This window comes from Pseudomonas sp. LjRoot277, from assembly GCF_964253845.1.
GTDB lineage: Bacteria > Pseudomonadota > Gammaproteobacteria > Pseudomonadales > Pseudomonadaceae > Aquipseudomonas.
The window spans coordinates 3,490,731-3,513,658 of the sequence record NZ_CAXURI020000001.1 but is presented as its reverse complement, the minus strand read 5'-3'; the positions used below and the strand labels follow the sequence as shown (position 1 = coordinate 3,513,658).

19 protein-coding genes and 2 pseudogenes are annotated in these 22,928 nt (G+C 55.7%); 9 read left to right on the top strand and 12 right to left on the bottom strand.

Features of this window, described 5'->3' with window-relative positions:
* Genes ACSQ87_RS16535 through ACSQ87_RS16525 form a run of 3 tightly spaced genes read right to left on the bottom strand, consistent with a single transcriptional unit; the run spans window position 1 to window position 3,541 of the window.
* On the bottom strand, window positions 1-957 hold the full coding sequence (locus ACSQ87_RS16535) for an ATP-binding protein (RefSeq protein ID WP_436273807.1): 957 nt from the start codon (window positions 955-957) through the stop codon (window positions 1-3).
* Window positions 958-2,889 (bottom strand): hypothetical protein, encoded by a 1,932-nt coding sequence (locus ACSQ87_RS16530; protein ID WP_201120041.1) that lies wholly within the window; start codon window positions 2,887-2,889, stop codon window positions 958-960.
* On the bottom strand, window positions 2,882-3,541 hold the full coding sequence (locus ACSQ87_RS16525; protein WP_436273806.1) for a hypothetical protein: 660 nt from the start codon (window positions 3,539-3,541) through the stop codon (window positions 2,882-2,884). The genes ACSQ87_RS16530 and ACSQ87_RS16525 overlap by 8 nt, the downstream gene beginning before the upstream one ends.
* Before the next feature lie 435 nt (window positions 3,542-3,976).
* On the opposite strand from ACSQ87_RS16525, the gene ACSQ87_RS16520 reads away from it, so the two are divergent.
* The 3 genes from ACSQ87_RS16520 to ACSQ87_RS16510 all read left to right on the top strand — a co-directional run bounded on the left by ACSQ87_RS16520 (window position 3,977) and on the right by ACSQ87_RS16510 (window position 5,457).
* Entirely contained in the window at window positions 3,977-4,204 is a 228-nt protein-coding gene (locus tag ACSQ87_RS16520; RefSeq protein ID WP_223430966.1) for an AbrB/MazE/SpoVT family DNA-binding domain-containing protein, read from the top strand.
* 269 nt (window positions 4,205-4,473) lie between these two features.
* Entirely contained in the window at window positions 4,474-4,911 is a 438-nt protein-coding gene (locus tag ACSQ87_RS16515; protein ID WP_436273805.1) for a hypothetical protein, read from the top strand.
* 63 nt (window positions 4,912-4,974) lie between these two features.
* Window positions 4,975-5,457, top strand: coding sequence for a hypothetical protein (locus ACSQ87_RS16510; RefSeq protein WP_436273804.1), 483 nt, complete (start codon window positions 4,975-4,977; stop codon window positions 5,455-5,457).
* A gap of 142 nt (window positions 5,458-5,599) precedes the next feature.
* Here the strand turns inward: ACSQ87_RS16510 and ACSQ87_RS16505 are convergent.
* The 3 genes and pseudogenes from ACSQ87_RS16505 to ACSQ87_RS16495 all read right to left on the bottom strand — a co-directional run.
* Window positions 5,600-5,754, bottom strand: a pseudogene (locus ACSQ87_RS16505) (LysE family translocator); the annotation flags it as partial.
* 6 nt (window positions 5,755-5,760) lie between these two features.
* Window positions 5,761-5,976: a hypothetical protein gene (locus ACSQ87_RS16500; protein ID WP_103393408.1), complete on the bottom strand. Its 216-nt coding sequence runs from the start codon at window positions 5,974-5,976 to the stop codon at window positions 5,761-5,763.
* Between the two features lie 166 nt (window positions 5,977-6,142).
* Complete coding sequence (locus ACSQ87_RS16495; RefSeq protein WP_150658081.1) at window positions 6,143-6,916, bottom strand: ParA family protein; 774 nt, start codon at window positions 6,914-6,916, stop codon at window positions 6,143-6,145.
* Between the two features lie 258 nt (window positions 6,917-7,174).
* On the opposite strand from ACSQ87_RS16495, the gene ACSQ87_RS16490 reads away from it, so the two are divergent.
* Window positions 7,175-7,354: a hypothetical protein gene (locus tag ACSQ87_RS16490; protein WP_436275096.1), complete on the top strand. Its 180-nt coding sequence runs from the start codon at window positions 7,175-7,177 to the stop codon at window positions 7,352-7,354.
* Between the two features lie 89 nt (window positions 7,355-7,443).
* Here the strand turns inward: ACSQ87_RS16490 and ACSQ87_RS16485 are convergent, their stop codons facing one another.
* Entirely contained in the window at window positions 7,444-8,766 is a 1,323-nt protein-coding gene (locus ACSQ87_RS16485) for a PLP-dependent aminotransferase family protein (RefSeq protein WP_223430970.1), read from the bottom strand.
* 128 nt (window positions 8,767-8,894) lie between these two features.
* Here ACSQ87_RS16485 and ACSQ87_RS16480 point away from each other — a divergent pair, with 128 nt between their 5' ends.
* The 3 genes and pseudogenes from ACSQ87_RS16480 to ACSQ87_RS16470 form a co-directional block, all read left to right on the top strand.
* Window positions 8,895-9,305 (top strand): VOC family protein, encoded by a 411-nt coding sequence (locus tag ACSQ87_RS16480; protein ID WP_223430971.1) that lies wholly within the window; start codon window positions 8,895-8,897, stop codon window positions 9,303-9,305.
* Entirely contained in the window at window positions 9,299-9,928 is a 630-nt protein-coding gene (locus ACSQ87_RS16475; RefSeq protein WP_223430973.1) for a LysE family translocator, read from the top strand. Before ACSQ87_RS16480 ends, ACSQ87_RS16475 begins: the two co-directional genes overlap by 7 nt.
* 29 nt (window positions 9,929-9,957) lie before the next feature.
* Window positions 9,958-10,434, top strand: a pseudogene (locus ACSQ87_RS16470) (IS3 family transposase); the annotation flags it as partial.
* A 13-nt stretch (window positions 10,435-10,447) separates the two neighbouring features.
* Here ACSQ87_RS16470 and ACSQ87_RS16465 read toward each other — a convergent pair.
* A complete protein-coding gene (locus ACSQ87_RS16465; RefSeq protein ID WP_223430974.1) occupies window positions 10,448-11,092 on the bottom strand; it encodes a dTMP kinase in 645 nt (214 codons plus the stop codon).
* Between the two features lie 366 nt (window positions 11,093-11,458).
* On the opposite strand from ACSQ87_RS16465, the gene ACSQ87_RS16460 reads away from it, so the two are divergent.
* Both ACSQ87_RS16460 and ACSQ87_RS16455 read left to right on the top strand, forming a co-directional pair.
* Window positions 11,459-11,728: a DUF1652 domain-containing protein gene (locus ACSQ87_RS16460; protein ID WP_223430975.1), complete on the top strand. Its 270-nt coding sequence runs from the start codon at window positions 11,459-11,461 to the stop codon at window positions 11,726-11,728.
* A gap of 271 nt (window positions 11,729-11,999) precedes the next feature.
* Complete coding sequence (locus ACSQ87_RS16455; protein WP_223430977.1) at window positions 12,000-16,826, top strand: M10 family metallopeptidase C-terminal domain-containing protein; 4,827 nt, start codon at window positions 12,000-12,002, stop codon at window positions 16,824-16,826.
* Between the two features lie 204 nt (window positions 16,827-17,030).
* Here the strand turns inward: ACSQ87_RS16455 and ACSQ87_RS16450 are convergent, their stop codons facing one another.
* From ACSQ87_RS16450 to nspC, 4 genes are all read right to left on the bottom strand, one after another.
* Window positions 17,031-18,395, bottom strand: coding sequence for an HlyD family type I secretion periplasmic adaptor subunit (locus ACSQ87_RS16450; protein WP_223430978.1), 1,365 nt, complete (start codon window positions 18,393-18,395; stop codon window positions 17,031-17,033).
* Entirely contained in the window at window positions 18,388-20,109 is a 1,722-nt protein-coding gene (locus ACSQ87_RS16445) for a type I secretion system permease/ATPase (RefSeq protein WP_223430980.1), read from the bottom strand. The genes ACSQ87_RS16450 and ACSQ87_RS16445 overlap by 8 nt, the downstream gene beginning before the upstream one ends.
* 317 nt (window positions 20,110-20,426) lie before the next feature.
* Window positions 20,427-21,662, bottom strand: coding sequence for a saccharopine dehydrogenase family protein (locus ACSQ87_RS16440; protein ID WP_223430982.1), 1,236 nt, complete (start codon window positions 21,660-21,662; stop codon window positions 20,427-20,429).
* A gap of 27 nt (window positions 21,663-21,689) precedes the next feature.
* A complete protein-coding gene (nspC, locus tag ACSQ87_RS16435) occupies window positions 21,690-22,787 on the bottom strand; it encodes a carboxynorspermidine decarboxylase (protein ID WP_223430983.1) in 1,098 nt (365 codons plus the stop codon).
* Window positions 22,788-22,928: the final 141 nt, after the last annotated feature.

Below are 22,928 nucleotides of genomic sequence, written 5' to 3'. Positions count from 1 at the left end.
TCATCGCTTAACACCCATCGAAGCAGTTCGACAAAAAGTCTCTAACCCGCTAACATTTACAGCCTCCCGAATATCATCATTTTTTATCGGAAGACTAGCGTCGTCACGCCCATCAACCATACTTCTCATTAAAAAAAAATATTGTACGACTCTAGTCACATGTTCCATTGGTAGGTTGCCAACGTAACGGCCTGACGCTTTGTTATTCATTTCCGCCCAAAATTGAGGAGCAATCGAACTGATTCTCCAGCCGCGCGCGAAAGCCTCTGGAAAAAAGCTTTGAGTGTACGTAATTCCGCTGGCCAACGGATAAACCATATCATTGTCGTAGAGCTTCAGAATTTGAAATAGATTTTTTTCGCTGCTCACCCCAGACATATCTCGCACATCACTCATGAATCGCGCGATGATTTGTAACTGTTCGACATTTTTAAGATCATTTACCAGATCAACGATCTCCGGCATGGCAAAGGATATCACGGTCATTTTTATTTCTATGCTATCGAGAACGTTCATCAAATCAGCCAGCTGATAGAAATCTGCGCTTGCAAAACGTTGCAACTCATCGATAATTAGTAAAAAATGAGTCTTACCACTCTCTTCCATCTTGTTTTTTATACGATCAACCAATAAGTTAAACCTCACAATACTACTGTCTCGCGACTTGATTGGTATCCTTTCCTGCTCAATCAATTGATGTATTATGGTAGACCTATGCTTCGCGTTTTCGCGAGCAACAGCGATGAGCCTAATTACCAACACATCCTTGAATTTGGCTCCCACCTCTTCACTAAGCGCCTTCGAACACCGTGTTTTACCAATGCGTGCAGGCCCCTGATAGATTACCCCCGTTTTTTGCATCGCAATTTCAAAAAAAACTTGCTTTATGACCTCCTTCAATACAGGTGTATTCAGCCGAAAATAGGTTTTTAATGCGGGATGACTGAGATTAGGCATTTATTCGTCCTCAAAATTGAAGATAGGAAGAGAGCGCCATTTCGGAGTTTCAATAATATCCTCGTTCTGATTACTGCATTCAGCATTACGAGCAATGCTCTGTTCCACGTGACCAGCAGTCCCACTGAGCTCCGGGCATTCAGCTAACAATCTTTGCAACTCTAAATTTTTCCGTGCAGTTGACGATTTCAATAAATGGTTTTGATATACAACAACAGGGCGCTGACCGCGACAAATCTCGAATACTTTTTTACTCACTGCTCTATTAATGAGCTTTCTTGTTTGAACGCTATGTTTATATTCTCGCCAAGCGAGCTCTACAGTTAACACATCGAGAGGTAGACCGCTGAGCAAGTACGCAGTGACGGTTCTATAATCATCCGGATCGATTCTAACAATTATTTCCTGCCCTATTAAGCTCGGCATTTCCGCCAAAATTGGGCTGGTATATAACGCTTTATCCAGCTTGATGCGTGGACGTATACCGTTTTTAATGCTGCCCCTGACAAATACCTTGCGACACAAAGAATTGACGTCCTTTGAGTTTATTAGGACTGCATTTACAATGGGTTTAAATAAATTCTCGCAATCCTTGTAGGCTTTTATTGCCTCAAGAGGACTATTTCCTTTGTTGGCGCCACCGCAAGGAGTGGCATTATAATTAGCAATATAAACATCTAATACTTCCAACGCTTCATCCACATTAATATCATAATAAATCGCCGCCTTCTCGGGCACGTCTGATCGCCCATCGTGAGGGTGTCGGCCTGTTGTTGAAGAAAGCGGGTGAAGCACATGACTGGCCAGGGTATTAAACAATCCCTCGATGTTTGTTCTACGCCCGGGATTACCTAGCGGCCCGTAGTCAATTGCAATGCCCAATTTATCTAAGCACAGGCTTTGAACATCCTTGGCAAAGTGCTGCATCGCGTTATCGAAATATATTGCCGCAATGCTGTGATATCTAAGTTCGGGGAAAACATAGTATGGCATGCCCGCACCTTCAACGTACGTCAGATCAGCGATGCTAAATTTTACTCTTGGCTTCCAGTTTCCAAGATATGCATCACAAATCACTTGGAATATATCCAGCGCGCTGACTTGACTTGAAAAAACATACCGGGCGGCGCAAATCGCTTTACTTCTCCTGCATCGTGCGCATATCAACCAGAATCTGTCGACAATATCATCTGTTGTAAGCCGACGATCCCCTTTAATATTAAGCACAAATTTTCCATCCAGAAAATGGGAGTCAATTTCTAATACATCCAAAACATCACATTGACCAAACAATGACTCAATCCCATTGCAAACAGCAGTATGAATGAGACTCAAGCGACCTCCAACCGCTAGCGCCCCAGCTTGGAAGTTTTGCTCCAGTACTTTATCTATCAGACCTGATATAGTTTTATTTGCGCCTCTGAGCTGGCAAAAAGGCCAGTCATTTTCTCCTACGCCTTCATGCCTGCATATTTCATAAAAATTTTGGAATAGAAGTGTCTTTTGATATTTCATTCCCTTCCCAACAGGTGCATCCTGCCGAAGTACTTTTTTGACAAAACGAGGCAGAATATTTGGAAAATTTTTTAATAGATTAGACATTGCTCCTGCCATCCCGCCTTTCTGCTCAGTTTTTTTTGGCTGGATAGGTTTTTTTCGATCATATTGTTTTACTCTAAAGCCAGGGATGCACGCCGCATCCCCAAAACAAACACCATTTTCGTCCTTTGCTTTGAATCGCTTGATTAAGCGACTCACCTCAGATGCAATGATCTCTGTCTGCACAAAAATTTCGCTCAATGACTCCCCATCTAAACGCATTCTCACTGCTAAGCGACGGCGCAGAAACACTGCCCTTTTATCTTCAGGCACCTGCGCAGCATCGACTGACGCATAGATAGGATTAATTGGCTCCCTCCCTCTTTCATTCATTATTAAGGCTCCATTCTGAGTCTAATAAAAATGGGGTTTCCTCGAAAGCTATCAAAATCTTGCCAGAATTGTACAAGCGATATATTTGTAACATCACAGTGGTTTTGCTGTATTCATTTAAAGCAGCGAGACAATGCAATAACGTCCCCTTTCTGAACCTCGAAAAATACAAATTCGCAGAATCTATTAGATTTGGTGGAATGTATTGTCCTCGACTGGCAGTCAAAAAAGCTGAAAGTTTCAGCAACGGAAATATCTTTTGCCTTTGGCAATTAAGATCCTCATCCGTAATATGTCTAAATCTAATATGCTTCTCGCGCCATAAGAAATTATCCAGAAAGCCTGCATCCCGTTTGCTTTGCTCGCCCTTACTTACCGAGATTTTGTGATACTCAACACCTTTATTAGACTCTACTCGCAGGCGATATTTCGCGAATATTTTTTCGCCATTTATCTCTATTTCTACCTCATAATCACCGAATTCAAATGACTTTATATTTGAGCAGAACTCTAAGTTCAACACCCAATGTGCGACCTCTCGGTCACTGAGCAACGAAAGTACGCACTGTGCTTTATTGCTGAATATGAGCCAGTGATTGCCAAAGGCTCTTTTTCTGGATGTGAAGTTATAAGTTACACTTTTCGCGGACATAACTATCCCCATGATAAGCATGAGGATATGCCGACCTTTGATTCAATTCCTTTTGTCAGGGGCATTCCGGTTAGATTCTTTCATAACCTTAGCAGAGCGGAGCCACCTTGCAAGTTTTAGGTTCATTCCCCATTTCGAATAATTACTTCTACTCCGAAACGGGGACTAAAATCTGTTTAAGGTTAAGCGGTAGTAATTCTGCACTAGAAATTCGAGCAGGAGCTTTACAAAGTGCACTAAGCCGTTATTCTGTATCAGATTTTCAATTCTTCATGAAATTGTAAGTTTTACTTCGGGGTGCTAGCACGTGGGTCTGCTGAGTCAATTCATGCTCAATTCCAAGCATCCCTGCCAATACCTCAATCAGGTAGGTTTCTATGCCTCCACCCAATATCCGATGCGGAAGGATACGGCGTTCCTGGCGCACCCGGACCTATGAAAATCATGATCGAAGAATGGGATGGGGACGGTGCAATTCGAATCCCAGACGAAGCGATGCAGGAGCTGGAGCTTGATGTTGGCGACTCGCTGTATTTGATAGAGGAATTTGTCGGCAACACGCGTTGCCTAGTCCTATCAAAAACACCTCAGATTGCGGATCGAATAGACAAGCTGACTGAGGCCTGGGATAGCGGACAGCGTGGCAACGCCGAGGTGAAATAAGGCATCCGTAATACGCTTCTTGAATCAATCATGACGGGCCAACTGTGGAGTGACTCGCCCAGGGCATGTGAAGACTTGGGGTCGAGCCGGGCTCAAGCCCGAAAGAGCGATAACAAAAATAGCTTTAGCTTCCTTGCCCATCAAATCTTTGATGAGTCTCACGCAAGCACTCCCCTCTCCAGTCTACCGATAGGATCGAGTACAGCGCTCGTTTCCAGCCTTGTCCTCACCATATTCAGTAGAGTCGATGCGATGCGCAGATTCGCAATATGACTCTCCGTGAGGCGCTGCACTGCACCGGTTCTACTAATCTATACCAGTGGCTCACCTACTTTGCGGCGCAGCTGAGGTTGATGATGAGAGGCCTGATTAGCGGACTTGATATTTTCCAGCAAGAAATTCTCCGTGGCGACCATATGCACGCCATCACTTGCATGACCGAGCTGCTAACGGAGTACCGCCAAAGTTTGCCCGACACGCTCTGGCAGGACGACATAGTCGATCAATGTCGTGAACATCCGATTTTTCAACTACTCCAGGAAGACCCCTACACCTTACGAGCTTTCAAAAAACCCAGAGGCTACCCAGGGGACGCTGTAATGCTGGATTACGCCTACTTTCAGAATCCTCCTCCCGACTCCAGCGCGATCGGAAAATTAATGTTCGAGGTTGTCACCTCAAGCCCAAACGCGCTGAGCGTACGCTAGCGTCGTGAGCACATTGCAGGCTTGATTGAGCGGCTGGCGTCCCATCGGGAAGCGCTTTCCATCATGAGCGTCGCTTGTGGCCACTGCCGAGAACTGGAGCTTCTCAAACCAGAGACCCGACAGCGGATCCAGCGCTTCGTCGCATTTGATAATGACGCAGAGACGCTGGCGGCTGCCACTCTAGCTTGCTCGAAAATCATCAAGTGGCAGTGCAATGTCAAGAAGCTGCCTGAAAGTGATGATTACGATGGATTCGACTTCATCTACAGCATTGGCATCTATGACTACCTAAATCGCGCCCAGGCAATGGCGCTTACAGCTTGGCTGATGGGTAAACTGAATCCAGGAGGGAAACTCCTGATCGCAAACTTTACACCGGACAACTGGGGGCGGGGCTACATGGAAGCTTTCATGGACTGGAAGCTCGTGCTCAGGACGCGCGAACAGATGAGGGCGTTCATACCTGCGGACTCATCACCACATTCCTGCTTGTATTTCGACCCCTATCGCAATGTGATCTACCTACTACTCACCCGGAGCTGTTGACGCCGAGGCCAAGTTGACCCGCGTGCCGACGGTCTCGCTAGCATGTGCGTACTCGCACCTGAAACCGCTGCATGCCTAAGCAAACTGCATGTGGCATCTGACGCCTATCATTCAGGATCATCTACGGGTAGCCGCCCTCCTCTTATGCAGCCTGTCGACGCAGGGTCAGGATGGCTGCTCCGAAGCAGATGAACATCGCCCCAACTACCCGGCTGACCATCGGGATAGCTCGGAATAGGTCAACACGCCCTTGGCCCAAGAGACCAGTGCGGCATACCGACTAAGAAACGTCTCCGAGCCCAATCATGCGAGCTTTATCGCTCCGCCCTGGATATCGTCACGCGCCATTCGTAAGTCATTAGCGTCCTGGTTGAGCCGGTGAATCATGTTGAGCAACCGTTGGCGTAGCACTTCGTCTTGGAGCTGCTCAGCAGCACGCATCACATCAAGCGCCGCTGCCTCATTGTTGGTGGCAACGGCGTCGAGCAGTTTGCGCATGCTTCTTGATGGTCGATTCATCTCCAACTCCTTGGATTTCAGTGACACGAATCATATGGCCAGAATGTTTCGTCAATATTTCAGCTGCACGAACTGGCTTGAATTACCGACTCCGGCTCATTTGATGCTAGCCGGAGGGAGAACCTGAGGGGGCAATTACGCTAGTAGCAACCCGTCATTGATGAAGCTAAGCGGCTCGCTCCAGAGCATCCAGCAAACCAAAAAACTCCCGAGAAAGCTTATGCCGAGGGGCCAAATGGATGATGGGTACTGAAGCTTCGTGAGATTCGCGCATCTTGACGGAGCTGCTTAGGTACACCGGTAGCACAGGTAAACCTTCGGCCAATAACTCATCAACGAGATTTTGATGAAGCCTAGTGTGCCCCGTGAACTGGTTGACCACTACCCCCTCTACTTTCAGTGTTTCATTGTGATCAAGACGTAGCTCCTCTACCTGCGCGATGACGCGATACAGCGCCTGGCGAGAAAAGCTGTCGCAATTGAATGGGATTAGCAAACTGTCCGCAGCCACCAGCGCGCTGAATGTGTAGAAGTTGAGAAACGGGGGTGTATCGATATAGATGCGCTCATAGTCCTCGGACAGTTCAACCAGGAGCTTGCGCAGCTTATTGATCTTGTATTTGGACTCGAGTTTTGACTGGAGGTCTGACAGTTCAGGACTGGCAGTCACCAAGTGAAGGTTGTCGTAAGAGGTCTCGGTTATGACCACGCGATTCCTTCGACCTTCGAAGCCGCCGGATAGTGTTTGTTTGAAAAAATCGGCGATGCCCGAAGGGATGCTCTCGTTGATCAGGCCCGTGAGATAGTGTGTCGAATTTGCCTGAGGATCGAGATCAACCAAAAGCGTTCGGTAGCCTTCGGCAGCACTCGCTGCGGCAAGATTGCAGGCAATGCTGGATTTTCCAACGCCCCCTTTCTGATTGAATACAACACGACGCATGGGGCTTGCTCATCCATGAAAAAGGCCGAAGGCCGACTGAAAGAAGGTGTAAGAAGTCATGTCAATTCTATGACCGTAACATTACAGTTTTACGACGGCGATAGCGGAAGCTGAATACTAGAGCGATTGACTGCCAGCACAGAACGGCAGCAAATCACACCGATATCAGCCCCTTAACCGGGCTGGGAAATGTCATGACTCGAACAACGACTTTGAACACAACCTCCCCCTCTCACCGCCCGCAATGTCTACCAGGTACTGAAGGACGTCGCGCTGGGCACACGCATCACGACAAGAACCAGTAGCCAGTCTTTGAGCGAAATCTACAACGGCCTGTGGTATTTGTTGCGAACTTATCGATGCCTGGTGAGGCAAAGGGCAGCTGTTATCGCATATACGGAGGAGGACTGCTGTAGAGGCATATCAAGTAAGGGGTAGCCAATCACAGCGATGTAAACGAGAGCTTAGCGCACGCCAGTAGCAATAATCCTACGTGGCGAAAGAACATGATGGTATGAAAACTCAAACTAATAGCCGCAGGCAACTCTCACTTTTTTCAGGGCGAGTTCAAGCGTTTCAACAGGCACCGATCCCAGCGCCACGCGCAGCGCATTAGGCGCATGGGATGCAGCAGAAAACGGCTCTGCTGTCGTGACCAAAATGTTGTCGCGCCGCAATGCAGCAGCAATGCTCTCGGCCCGCATGTCTTCGGGTAATGGTAGCCACAGGAAGTAGGCGTTTGGATGCGCGACCAGGTTGATGCCGCCGAAAATGCGGCGGGCAAGTCGTTGTCTATTCGCGGCGTCTTTGCGCTTCAACTCTTCCAGGTCATCCACCACGCCTTCTTCGATCCAGCGACACCCCAGTTCGACGGTGATCGATGGCGAACTCCATGTGGAGGCTCGCACCGCTTGCTCGAGCGCAGGGATGAGCGATACAGGCGCTGCGATGAATCCGATTCGCAAGCCCGAGGCGACGCTTTTGGAAAGGCCGGAAACGTAGATCGTGCGATTCGGTGCGAGCATGAACAACGGCTTCGGCGCCGGCTCGGCTAGAAACGCATAGGCGCCGTCCTCGATCAGCGCAAAATCGTGTTCCTCGGCCAGCGCAACCAAACGCTTACGGTCGGCAGCCGGCATGATCGATCCCAGCGGATTGTGTAGGGTTGGCATCGCATAAAACGCGCGTACCGGACGCCGCTTGCAACTTGCCGCGAGCGCGTCGAGATTGGTCTTGCCATCAGCCAACGGTATAGGCAGAAGCTCAATGCGATGGGCGACGGCCAGCGCTTTGATGCCCGGGTAGGTGAGCGCGTCGACAGCGAGCACGTCGCCCGGCTTGAGTATCGCCATCATCGCGAGCGCCAGCCCTTGCTGCGCGCCATTGACGATCAACACCTGCGATCCGGGGACTCGAATCCCTCGATTGCGAAGATGTATCGCAGCGATTTCTCGTTCATGCGCACGCCCGCCATGGGGGGCGTTGCGCAACAAGGCGTCCAGATCGCCCGACGATGCGAGGCTGCGCAGTGCCTGCCTCAGCAACTCTGCTTGCCCGGGAACCGCTGGATTATTGAAGGTCAGGTCAATTATTCCCGCTTCGGATGCCGTTTGCAGACCGAGGTCGCGTGGAAGAGATGTGTCGCGCACGAAGGTGCCACGCCCCATTTCACCCACCACCAGGCCCATCGATTCCAACGTGCGGTAAACGCGAGCTGCTGTCGCAAGCGCAATGCCATGTTCGCTCATCAATGTGCGTACCGTCGGGAGTTGGGTTCCAGGGCGCAAACGTCCGCTGCGAATGTTTTCCGCTACCTGGTCAGCAATGGTTTTGTACCGTGGCATCGTCATTGAATGTACCTAGAACAATTCTTTGTGTGTATCAAGTGGCGAGCGTAGGCTCCACTACCTCACAAAACAAGGAGGCGAGCTCGGCGCGCAGGACGCAACCGTTCCAGTGGCGTCGAATCGATTGAGACATGTTCAGTCACGTTACTGTGGGATGCACCGACCTCGAAAGAGCATCGGCTTTTTATGACGCCGTGCTTGCGCCACTCGGGCTGATCCGCCGTGTGGTGACCCCGGATGGAGGCCCCGCCTCGGCTTGCTGGGTGCATCCAACCCACACACTGCCCAGGTTCTATGTCTACTTGCCGCGTGATGGCCTTGCGGCCACGCCGGGCAATGGCAGCATGCTCGCGTTTCATGCCGAAACGCCCGACAGCGTACGCACGGCCTACACCGGGGGGATTCTGCTGGGGGGTACTGATGAAGGCACTCCGGGTGAGCGGCCCTGGTATGGCGAGGGCTACTACGGCGCCTACCTTCGAGACCCTGATGGCAACAAGCTTCACATCGTCTATCGCGGCGATCTGGAGCACACATGGTAGAGCCATCGACGCTACTGCTGTTTGCGGGGGCGGTGTTGCTGTTGCTGATGTCTCCCGGCCCCAACATGGCCTTCGTGATTGCGCACGGCGCGAGCTACGGCTGGCGTGGCGGCGTCGTTGCTGCATTGGGAATTGGCGCAGCTGACCTCGTGTTGACCGCGCTCACCGCAGCCGGTCTCACGGCCGCAATAGCGCAGTGGCCACCGTCGTTCGACCTGATCCGCTGGGCCGGTGCGTTCTATCTGCTCTGGATGGCCTGGAAGGCCATACGGGTTCGTGCCGGACTTCCACTCCACTCCACCATCCAGGCCTCGCTGATGTCGGTGTTCATTCGTGCGATGCTGAACTCTTTGCTCAACCCGAAAGCGCTGCTGTTCTTCATGGTGTTTTTGCCGCAGTTCGTTGTTCGGGGCAGTTCTCCGGTCGCACAGCAAATCCTGATGCTGGGGCTGGTGTTGACACTGATCGCGACCTTTTTCCACGTCGCGCTAGGCCTGGTGGGGGGAATCATCCGGGGTTACGCGTCCCACAAAGGCGAGTCCGCGAAGTGGCAGTCGCGGGGCCTGGCATTCGTATTGGTGTTGCTTGCGGTTCGCCTGGCGTTCACCTCGCGGCCGGCATGAATTCTGAGTCGGACAGGGATGAGCCCATGCAAAGTCGCAGTGCTGCGGGCAGCCGCAGCATCTTGTCGATGATGCGTGAAGACGGTGAGCAACTGGGCTGGTTCAAAGTACGTAGCTTAATGCGCGAACTTGAGCTTGTGAGCAAACAACCTGGTTCTCACGCCTATAAACGAGCGACGGTTGAACGACTGGATATCCCGAATACGTTGAATAGGGAGTTCGATGTCCCCGCGCCCAATCAGGTCTGGTGCGGCGACATTACTTACATCTGGGCCCAGGGCAAATGGCACTACCTGGCTGTTGTGCTGGATCTTTGTGCGCGTCGGATAGTGGGCTGGGCATTGTCGGAAAAGCCGGACGCCGAGCTGGTTATCAAGGCGCTGGACATGGCCTACCAGCAATGTGGAAGGCCTCAGGGGTTGCTGTTTCACTCGGATCAAGGGTCGCAGTATGCGAGCCGTTTATTCCGCCAGCGGCTCTGGCGTTATCGAATGCGCCAGAGCATGCCTGCATTCACCACTACAAGCCGGCGCAGAGAACTTCGCCTACAGGGCAGCGAAGGACTTTATAGATCTCAGAAATCACCTGCATCGTTGCGTCTTCGATCGTTCCTTCATTACGGCATAAAACCCAGCCGTGATCTGCAATCGCTCGCTCGAACGCCTTGGTACAAGCGACATGTTCTTCCAGCTTATGGATGACAGTGCTGCTCAGCCCACGCCGTCGTGCCGCTGCCCTCGCCCATGAAATTTCAGGGGCGGTGACAACCCCGACATGCAGATCTGGCACTCGCACGTTTCGATCAATGTTCAACTGCAGAATCTCTGCAAACGGGACTATCCGGCGAAACGCGGCATCAGACGGGTACCAGCGATCGATCAAGATGATGCTGCCTGGTGGCTGTTTAGCCAGCACGTGCCGGGAAATCCAGGTACGGCTATCAGCAAAGCGCTCACAAACCTCCAACTCCAAATCCCGGGTGGGATTTCTGACGAGTTTGTTTACGAGGGTCATTGTTTCCCCCCTATAGGGATCGCTTTTTTTCTCGCACAGTCGGATCACCTTTTTGTTGTCTGCCCTCAGTGCTTTCGTAACGGCCTCCAACAGTGTGGTTTTGCCGGCTCCCTTGGGCCCATCTAGAGAAACAAACAGCGGACGATTCATTTTTCACATAACGATTGATATACGGTTTTTTTTGCCCTGTTCGTTCGCTGAAACCGCTTGGCGCGACGATGCGAAGCGAGTGGAGGGTCCTTACGAACAGACATTGATGAACACTCTAACCTCTCGCGCATTGCTGCCTAAAACTTTCTCAGAAAAAGCCCCGTCTGAACGACCGCGACGAATGCGCTGCCTTTCAGAGCCACCAGAGAAAAACGGTCTAATCCCTCGGGGGGTTCAGGAATACACTGAATAAGAGGCTCTTGGCCAAATGTGTTTAGGGAGCCTACCAAGCATCTACTTTCCAGGAGCTTTCCCACCCACGTCTGACAAAAGTCATTTGGCTGACTCCCGTCAAGGTATGTCGCCATGTTATCTACTCTGGAACTACGCCACCTCGTAGAGCAAAGCTTCCTCCCGACTCGCTGCGACTGTACGGTCGATCCACCTGCGGCGCTGACCGTTCGTTTTTATCACGACACCTCCAATCAAGAAATCCTCACTGTCACCGGGATCCCGATTGCCCCGCTCAACAACGGTTTTGCCATCGAGACCCTTATCGCAGATCTGCGAAGCGACCTTGAACGTGTCAGCGCTGCCGTTCCTTGCTACTTGGCGAATCCTTCTGCCAAAAGGTAGCTGCGAAAACGAAGGTAATAAAAAGCACGGCCGCTAATACCTATATTCCGCCGCTCACGCCTTCCACTGCGGCATCGCTCGCTAACTGAGCGAGCGTCAACAGAGCGTTACTTTTACGAAACACCTCACAACCGCTAATCAGTTAGTTCGGTTTTTTGACGCTTCCCCGATATGCGGTCACAACTTTTGCGCTCCGTTGGGTCATAACACGGTAGCTGTCGATGGAATATTGGCATCTACCGAGGTTTTCGCCTGATACGGAGATAAGCTCATGATTTTCAATGTACAAAATTTTGGCGCCAAAGGAGATGGCATTACAGACGACACGGCGGCGATACAAAGTGCGATTAATGCAGCGGCCGCCGCAGGTGGTGGGCAGGTGTATATGCCGACCGGAACTTATATCGTTTCGGGAGGTGAGGAACCCTCCGACGGTTGCCTGATGCTCAAGAGCAACGTCTACCTGTACGGCGACGGTATGGGCGAAACCACCGTCAAGGTGGCTGACGGCTCCGACACCAAGATCACGGGTATCATCCGCTCAGCCTATGGCGAGGAAACCCACGACTTTGGCGTCAGCAACCTCACCATCGACGGCAACCGTAACAACACCACGGGCAAGATCGACGGTTGGTTCAACGGCTACATTCCCGGCGAAGCAGGCTACGACTCCAACGTCACCCTCGACAGCGTCGAGATAAAAGATTGCTCCGGGTACGGTTTCGACCCCCACGAGCAGACCGTCAACATGGTCATCAAGAACAGCGTGTCCCACGGCAATGGCCTGGACGGCTTCGTTGCTGACTTCCTCAGCGACAGCACCTTCGAAAACAACGTCGCCTACGACAATGACCGACACGGTTTCAACGTCGTCACCAGCACCCACGATTTCACCATGACCAATAACGTCGCCTACGACAACGGCGGCAATGGCATCGTGGTGCAGCGCGGCAGCGAGGACATCCCCTCCCCCAGCAACATCACCATCACCGGTGGCGAGGTGTACGGCAACGGCGCCGAAGGGGTGCTGATCAAACTGTCCAGCGAGGTGACCGTCAGTGGCGTCGAGATTCACGACAACGCCAGCGCCGGGATCCGCATCTACGGCAGCAACCACGTCGAGATCATCGACAACACGCTCAACAACAATTCCCTGGGCAACCCCGTACCGGAAATCATCATCCAGTCCTACGACGACACCGCGGGCGTGTCCGGCAAGTACTTCAACGGCAGCGACAACACGATCCAGGGCAACATCATCAGCGGCAGCAACCTGTCGACCTACGGCGTTGCAGAGCGCAATGAAGACGGCACCGATCGCAACGCCATCATCGGCAACACCATCAGTCACACCAGCAACGGTGCCACGCTGGTCTATGGTGACGGCAGCTACGTCAGCGCCACGGTGCCGATGACCACCGTGCAAGGCACGGCTGGCAACGACACCCTGCTGGGCAGCGCCGCCAGCGAAATTTTCTTCGGCGGTGCCGGCAATGACACCATCAATGGCGGGGCCGGTGGCGACATTCTGGTGGGGGGTGCAGGCATCGACAAACTCACCGGCGGTACCGGCGCCGATACGTTCCGTTTTGTCATTCAGTCCGACAGTTACCGCAACGCAACCGCAAGCTTCGATGACACCATCACCGACTTCGACGTCACCCAGGACAAGATCGACCTCGCCGGCCTCGGCTTCACGGGCCTGGGCAATGGCCGTGGCGGCACCTTGCAGGTCAGCTACAGCGCCAGCAACGACCGCACCTACATCAAGGATTACGATGCCGACGCCAGCGGCAATCGCTTTGAGTTGATTCTCTCTGGCAACCTCGCCAGCACCCTGACCGCCAGCAATTTCATCTTCAATCGGGTGGTCACTGGTACCAGCGGCAGCGACTCGCTGCTGGGTAGCGATTCGGCCGACACCCTGCTCGGCCTCGCGGGTAACGACAGCCTCAATGGCGGCGCGGGCGACGACAGGCTCGACGGTGGCGCCGGTATGGACACCCTCACCGGTGGCGCCGGGGCGGACACCTTCGTGTTCTCCAACCGTCTGGACAGTTATCGCAACTACAACACCGGCGGCGCCAACCTTGGCGACCTGATCACCGATTTCGATATCACCGCCGACAAGATCGACCTCTCGGCCATGGGCTTCACCGGCCTGGGTGATGGCAAGAACAACACCGTGTACCTGGTGCTCAACAGTGCCGGCACCAAGACGTACATCAAGTCCCTGACCGCCGACGCCAATGGCAACCGCTTCGAAGTGGCACTGGACGGCAACTACCTTGGTAAGTTGACCAGCGCCAATTTCGTTTTTGCCACTTCGCCAACGGTCAACCATGCGCCGGTGGTGGCGACGGCGTTGCTGGATCAGAACGCGACCGAGAACACCCCGTTCAGCTACACGGTGCCGGCCACCAGTTTTACCGATCCGGATAACGATAGCCTCAGCTACACCGCGACCCTGGCCGATGGCAGCGCCCTACCCGCTTGGCTGAGTTTCAACGCCACCAGCCTGACCTTCACCGGCACGCCGACCAGCACCGCGTCCGGCAATTACAACGTACTGGTCAAGGCCACCGATCCTTCAGGTGCGTCGGTCAGCGACAGCTACGCCCTGGTAGTGGCCGATGCGCCCACCAACACCATCACCGGCACCAACAATGCCGAAACCCTCAACGGCACGGCGGGCGCAGACCTGATCCTCGGCCTCGGTGGCAACGACACAATCAAGGCCGGCACCGGCGCGGACACCGTCGACGGCGGTGCCGGACGCGACTCGCTGTATGGCGGCGACGGTGCCGACACCTTCCGCTACACCAACGTACTCGACAGCTACCGCGACTATGACACCGGCGGTGTCACGGCCACCGACACGATTTATGACTTCACCGCGGGCGTCGACAAAATCGATGTTTCGGGCCTAGGCTTTATCGGCCTCGGCGATGGCAGCAATGGAACGCTGTACATCACCCTCAACGCGGCCGGCGACAAGACCTACATCAAATCCGCCGAGGCCGACGCCGATGGCAATCGCTTCGAAATCGCCCTCAACGGCAACTACCTCAACACCCTGACCGCCAGCGACTTCGTCTTCGGCGAGCGCGCCCAGCAGAACATCCTCTACGTGCCCACCCTCGGCCAATCCAATGCGCGCCTGCTGCGCATGACGGAGGACGACAATCAGTCCGGCACCTCGACGCTGGTCAACGATCTGGACCGCTACACCACCTATGATGTGCGCAGCCAGTTCACCGACGCCGATGGCAACGGCATCGATATCGCGGTGGGCGGCAGCACGGTCACCGGCCTGTCGACTCTCAGCGCCGAGGAACTCAAGTTGTGCTGGTGGCTGACCGACACCAACCAACCCGGGGCTGCGCTGTTGCGCGCCGTGACGCTGCTGCGGGACCAGCTTACCGAACTGCAATCCATCAATAACGTCACCATGGGCATCATTTGGGGCCAGGGCGAGGAAGCCGCCCAGGAGATCGCCCGCGCCACGGACAAACCAGCGGCAGCAGCGGCCTACAAGGCCGCGACCTTGAAGGTGTTTGATTACCTGCATGCCCAGCTCGGCAACTTCAGCGTATACATGATGGAAACCGGTCACTACGAGCAAGACGCGGCGCGTACCCGTGGTTATTCGGAAGACAAGATTGCCTCCATCGTCGAGGGGGTTGGCTATGTCCGCGCCGCCCAGGAAGCCATCGCCGCCGAGCGCGCCGACGTCAAGCTGGCGGTGGACTACACCGACCTGCCCTTGCGCCACGAAGTCGATCCGCTGGCGTATCCCGACGACGTCTGGCACCTGCACGAGGAGTCGGCGGAGATCGTCGGCCAGCGCCTGGCCGACTACATTGCCAATGACCTTGGCTTCCAGGGCAACCCCAACGACAACAACAGCGTGCAGGACATTTTCGACAACGCTCAGAACATGATTTCCGGTACTAGCCAGGCGGATACCCTGGTGGGCAGTTCGGGCAACGACAAACTGGATGGTGGCCTGGGTGCCGACACCATGACCGGTGGTGATGGCAACGACATCTACGTGGTCGATAACACGTCCGACCGCGTCGTGGAAACCAACACCTCGACCTCGCAGATCGATACGGTGCTGGCCTCGGTCAGCTGGACCCTGGGCGCCAATCTCGAGAACCTGGTGCTCACCGGCGTGTCGGCCATCAACGGCACCGGCAATGAGCGGCACAACTTCATCACCGGCAATGCCGCCAATAACGTACTCGATGGTGCCGCAGGGGACGACAGCATGAGCGGCGGCGATGGCAACGACACCTACTATGTCGACAACGCCGACGACGCAGTGATCGAAACCAACAGCAACGCGGCGCTTGGAGGGATCGACAGCGTGCACAGCAGACTGGCGGCCTATACCCTCGGCACCAACGTCGAGCGTCTTTACATTGATAGTACTGGCGCCGCCAATGGCACGGGCAACGCGTTGGACAACACGCTGTTCGCCGGAGCCGGCAACAATGTGCTGGACGGGCGCGATGGCATTGACACGGTGTCCTTTGAGCGCGCCCTGTCCGGCGTTACCGTAAACCTCTCGACGTCAGCGCAACAAAACACCGTGGGGTCTGGGCTCGATACCCTGAAATTCTTAGAAAACGTGACGGGAAGCGCCTACGCCGACAGTCTGTCGGGCAACAGCGCCGCGAACGTTCTGAACGGTGGTGCGGGCAACGATTCGCTGGTGGGAGGTTCGGGCGATGACCGGCTGATCGGCGGTGCAGGCACCGACAACCTCACCGGTGGCACCGGCGCGGATACCTACGCGTTTGGTGTGCTGTCGGACATGGGCGTCGGGGCTTTGCGCGATGTGATCAGCGGCTTCAAGACCACCGAGGGTGATCATCTGGATCTTACCGGCCTGGACGCCAACCCGCTGACCGCCACTGTCGACGCCTTCACGTTCATCGGCAGCAACGCCTTCGACCCCACCAACGCCACCGGCCAACTGCGCTTTGCCGATGGTGTTCTCTACGGCAGTGTCAACGCCGACGCCACCCCCGAGTTCGAGTTCGAATTGGTGGGCGTCCAGGAGCTGCACGCCAGCGACTTTACAGCCTGACCTCTTGTGGGAGCGAGCAGGCTCGCTCCCACAAGGGAATTGCAGTGCCCGAAAAATTGAAGACCACCGCAGACCCAATGTGGCCCGTTGCGCTGCGTAGCGGCGCCAAAGAAGCTAATTGAAGTCAGCCTGACATACCGCGACTGCAGATGTCAGGGCTGCTTCGCAGCCCAACGGGGGATAAATCCCCTCGCCACAACATGCTCATTCCTCTTTGAAGGCAGCAAGCAAGCGTTCGCGCAAAGGTTTCATCAAGTAATTCATCAAGGTGCGCTCCCCCGTCACCACCGTGACATCGGCGAGCATGCCGGGGCGCACCAGCAGGCCGGCGGCCTGCAGAGAGGCGACGGTGTCGGCGGGAATTTCGACCTTGGCGGAAAAGTACGGCTGGTGCGTCTGTTCATTGATCAACTGGTCCGCCGACACCGTAGTCACCGTGCCGGTGATCGTCGGCGTATCCACCCGTTGCAGCGCGGTGAAATGCACATGCACCGGCAGACCCGGGCGCAACTTATTGGCCATCAGCGGCTCGAAACGCGCGGTGATCGCCATCGGCGCATCCAGCGGCACCACCTGCATCAGGGTTTGGCCGGCCTGCGCAACGCCCCCGACCGTATGAATGTTCACGTCCATGACCTGCCCGGACACCGGCGCACGGATCGCACCGTTGTCGACTTCAAACTGCAAGGCACGAATCTGATCGGCAAAACCTGCCGCCTCGGCAGAGACCTCGCTGAGCTGGGTTTCGGCATCGCGGCGAAATTCCTGCTGCGCCTGCAAGGCCTTTAGCCGGCTTTCATTGATCGCCTGGCGGGTCCTGCCGACATCGCCCACTCCGGAGGAAATCTGCCCGGCCAACTGGGCCGCGTTGCGCTCGGCCTCGAAGAGTTTATTGCGCGGAATGTAACCTTCACGGGCCAAACCACGCAGGCCTTCCAGCTCTTGCTGCTGGAAGCGCATCTGCGTGTCGTAGTTGCGCTTGACGCCTTCGTAGCCGAGCAATTGCTGCTGCAATGCCGCGACTTCGTGTTCGATGATTTGCAAGCGGCTGCCCAGCTCTGCGCGGCGAGTCAGAAACAACTGGCTCTGCAAGGCCATGGCCGCCTTGACCCGCGGCTCGTGCGCATGTTCCAGCAGTTCAGCGGGCCATTGAATCTCGGCAGAACCCAGGCGCTCGGCAATCAACCGGGCCTCGACGCTGCGATCGTTGAGCAACTTGCCCAGGGTCACGTCCAGTTGTGACTGCGCCTGCACCGTATTGAGCTGCACCAGCAACTGCCCCTGGGTGACGCGGTCGCCATCGCTGACCAGCAGCTTTTCCACCACCCCACCGACCAACGACTGCACAGCCTTGCGTTCGCCCGCCACCACCACGGTGCCGCTGCCCACGACACCTTGGTCGAGCGGCGCCAGGCAGGCCCAGAGCAGGAAGCCGCCCAGCGTCAGGACCAGAAAACCCACACCATAGCGCGCCGCACCGCCGGCGTCGGTACTGGCGCTGGGCAGCGCCGTGGTGTTGCGCACGCTCAGACCTTGCTCGATTTGTGCCTCAGGGGTCAGATCAAGCATCTTCGCCAGCCCCCCTGACCGCGGCCGTCCTAGGCACCGGCATCAATGCCTTGAGCACCCGATCCCGTGGGCCGAATGCTTGTTGAGTGCCGTCCTTGAGTACCAGAATGTGATCGACCACCGCCAGCACATTAGGCCGGTGGGTAATCAGCACTACGGTGCTGCCAGCAGCCTTGAGCGCACTGATGGCCTGCACCAGTGCCAGTTCTCCGGCTTCATCGAGGTTGGAGTTGGGTTCATCGAGCACGATCAGTGACGGGTGCCCATAGAGTGCTCGAGCCAGGCCGAGGCGTTGCTTTTGTCCACCGGACAAGCCAAGCCCGCCGGGGCCCAGCGGCGTGTCGTAACCCTTGGGGAACCTCAGGATTATCTCGTGAATGCCGGCGTGACGCCCGGCGGCGATGATCTTGTCGGCGTCCTGCTCGCCGAAGCGGGCAATGTTGTCGGCCACACTGCCGTCGAACAGCTCGATGTCCTGCGGCAGGTATCCAAGGTGCGGGCCCAGAGCGTCGTGGGACCATTGACTGATCTCGGCGTCGTCCAGGCGCACCGAACCGCCCATGGCCGGCCATACGCCGACCATCGCCCTGGCCAGTGTTGATTTACCACTGGCGCTGGGGCCGACGACGGCGAGTACATCACCTTTGGCCAGGCTGAAATTGATGCCCCGCAGGATCGGTTGCGAGGCGCCGGGCGGGCCGACATACAATTGCTCCAGGCGCACTGCCCCGGTGGGCGGTGGCAAAGGCATGCGCAGGCGCTCGCGCGGATGCTGGGCAAGCAGTTGACTCAGGCGCTGGTAGCTCTGGCGGCCGGAGTTGAATTGCTTCCACGAGCCAATGGCGATTTCCACGGGTGCCAGGGCACGCCCCAGCAGCAGCGACATCGCAATCATCATGCCCGCCGACAATTGGCCTTCAAGCACCAGCAACGCCCCCAGGCCCAGGGCTAGAGACTGTCCGGAAATGCGCACGAAACGGGTCATCGAAGTGATGCGCGCGCCGCGGTCGCTGGCATGGGCCTGGGCGGCAATGATGCGTTGCTGCAGCAGACTCCAACGCTGGCGCAACGGCCCGAGCATGCCCAGGGCCTGGATGACTTCGGCATTTTGTAACGTGCTGTTTACATAGATCGACGACTGCACGCCCAGGCGATTGGCTTCGCCCAAACGTGTGCGAGTCGCCAACTCGCCCCACAGCGCCAGGCTGATCAGCACCAGCGCCAGAACCAGCGTCAGCACGCCGAACCAGGGATGAAAGATGAACGCCACCAGCAGGAAGATTGGCAACCACGGCGCATCGAGCAAGGCGATCAGGCCCTGGCCGGTGATCAACTGCCGCAGCGTCGCCAGATCGGTGAGCACCTGCGCCGGGTTAGCGTTGTGCTCGCGCAGGCTGCGGGTGAAGGCAGCGTCGAAAATCCGCTCGCCCAAGGCATCGTCCAGCCCCGCGCTCATGCGAATCATCACCTCGCCACGTGCCCACTCGATCAGGGCGCTGAACATGAACAATCCCAGGGCGATCAAGGTGAGCATGAACAAGGTGGTTTCGTTGCGGCTGGTGAGGACCCGGTCGTACACCTGCATCATGTAGAGCGACGGCACCAGCACCAGCAGGTTGATCACCCCACTGAACAGCGCCAGCGACCAGAACACTCGGCGATAGCTTAATAAAGCGGCATCAATGTCATGACGCGGATCGAGAAGCAAACCCATAGAGTGTCGCCCGCAAAAGGAAAAGTCGGTCCAGGACGCAATCCATCGCGAGTTTTTTTGCCCCAAGGCATTGGAGAAAACACTAAACGTAGCCGGATGCGCCGCTATCAGAGACGATCCTCGTCGCTTCAGGCGCCAGTTACTGACCACGCAACCACGGGTTAGTGCCGGTTCGACGGGCCGGGTTTCCATGTGGGTGACGGGCGGGAATGTTGCATTCCCCACAACGCACAAACCAAAACGCCGCTCAATGAGCGGCGTTTTTGCGTATGGAGCGGGAAACGAGGTTCACCTGTATGTGGCGAGCCTCAAGCGTTTCAGCTCCACGGACGATCTCCATTCTCGTCCTTGATGCGGGTCGGCAGGCCCATCACATCCAGGGCCTTGAGGAACGGCTCAGCCGGAAGCTCCTCGACGTTGGCCATGCGCTGCACGTCCCACTCGCCGCGGGCGACCAGCAGGGCTGCTGCCACGGGCGGCACGCCTGCGGTATAGGAAATGCCCTGGCTGTCAGTTTCCGCGTAAGCGTCTTCATGATCAGCCACGTTGTAGATGAACACCTCGCGCGGCTGGCCATCCTTGGTGCCCTTGACCAGGTCGCCGATGCAGGTCTTGCCGGTGTAGCCAGGCGCCAGCGAGCTCGGGTCAGGCAGCACGGCCTTGACCACTTTCAGCGGCACGACTTCCAGGCCTTCGGCGGTCTTGACCGGTTGCTCGGAGAGCAGGCCGAGGTTCCTGAGCACGGTGAACACATTGATGTAGTGCTCGCCGAAGCTCATCCAGAAACGCACGTTGGGCACGTCGAGGTTCTTCGACAGCGAGTGCACTTCATCGTGGCCGGTCAGGTACAGGTTCTGCGCGCCTACGACCGGCAGGTAGTCGGTGCGTTTGACTTCGAACATCGTGTTGCTGGTCCACTGGCTGTTCTGCCAGCTCCACACTTGTCCGGTGAATTCGCGGAAGTTGATTTCCGGGTCGAAATTGGTGGCGAAATACTTGCCATGGGAACCGGCATTGACGTCGAGAATGTCGATCGAATCAATGCGGTCGAAATACTGTTGTTGCGCCAGTGCTGCATAGGCGTTGACCACACCCGGGTCGAAGCCCACGCCGAGAATGGCGGTAATGTTCTTCTCTTTGCACTCTTCGAGGTGGTTCCACTCGTAGTTGCCATACCAGGGCGGCGTCTCGCAGATTTTGCCCGGTTCTTCGTGAATGGCGGTGTCCAGATAGGCCACGCCGGTATCGATGCAGGCGCGCAGCACCGACATGTTGAGGAAGGCGGAACCGACGTTGATGACGATCTGCGATCCGGTTTCGCGGATCAGCGCCTTGGTCGCTTCGACATCCATAGCGTTCAGCGCGAAGGCCTGGATATCGGCGGGCACTTTGAGGCTGCCCTTGGCCTTGACGCTGTCGATGATGGCCTGGCACTTGGAGATGTTGCGCGACGCGATAGCAATACGACCGAGTTCATCGTTGTGCTGCGCGCACTTGTGGGCCACCACCTTGGCGACACCTCCTGCACCAATGATAAGCACGTTCTTCTTCAATTTTTCTCTCTCTCCTTCTCAGCCAGCTTACGAAAGGCTGGACATGTAGTCGTTGTAACCAAATTCACGAACCACCTCGACAGTACCGTCGAGTTGTTTCACTACGATGGACGGCATTTTCAGGCCGTTGAACCAGTTCTTCTTGACCATGGTGTAACCCGCTGCGTCGATGAACGACAGCCGATCCCCGATCGCCAGCGGACGATCAAATTGATACTCACCGAAAATGTCTCCGGCCAGGCAGGATTTGCCGCACACCATGTACGTGTGCTCGCCATCGCTAGGCGCCAGCTTGGCATTCAGGCGATAGATCAGCAGGTCGAGCATATGCGCTTCGATGGAGCTGTCCACAACCGCCAGGTGCTTGCCGTTGTAGAGGGTGTCGAGAACGGTGACTTCCAGCGACGCGCTCTGCGTGATGGCCGCTTCGCCCGGTTCCAGGTAAACCTGCACGCCGTATTTTTGCGAAAAGGCCTTGAGACGCGCGCAGAACTCGTCGATCGCGTAGCCTTCACCCGTGAAATGGATACCGCCACCGAGGCTGACCCACTCGACCTTGTGCAGCAAGTCGCCGAAGCGTTCTTCGATGGTGCACAGCATCTGGTCGAACAGGCCGAAATCACCGTTCTCGCAGTTGTTGTGGAACATGAAGCCAGAGATCTGCTCGATGACCTGCTCGATCTTCACCGGGTCCCACTCGCCCAGACGGCTGAACGGCCGCGCAGGGTCGGCCAGCAGATAATCCGAGCTGCTCACCTGTGGATTGACCCGCAGGCCACGCACCTTGCCTGCTGAAGCTTCAGTGTAGCGTTGCAACTGACCGATGGAGTTGAAGATGATCTTGTCGCAGTTGTCGAGCATCTCCTCGATCTCGTCGTCGGCCCAGGCCACGCTGTAGGCATGGGTCTCGCCAGCGAACTTCTGTCGACCGAGCTTGAGCTCGTAGAGCGACGACGACGTGGTGCCGTCCATGTATTGCTGCATCAGGTCGAACACCGACCAGGTGGCGAAGCACTTGAGTGCCAGGAGCGCCTTGGCCCCGGACTGTTCGCGCACATAGGCGATCTTCTGCATGTTCGCCAGCAGCTTTTGTTTATCGATGAGGTAGTACGGCGTTTTGATCATTTCGAGGCGCCTCCGGCAAGGCCAGCCAAAAAAGGATGCGCATTGTGCCTTCACTCGCTACTTATCGAAAGAGCAGGAAGCCCTCTCCACGCGAAACGTGACTCAATTTTAGTCCCAGGCACCCATCAAGTCAGAGTGACA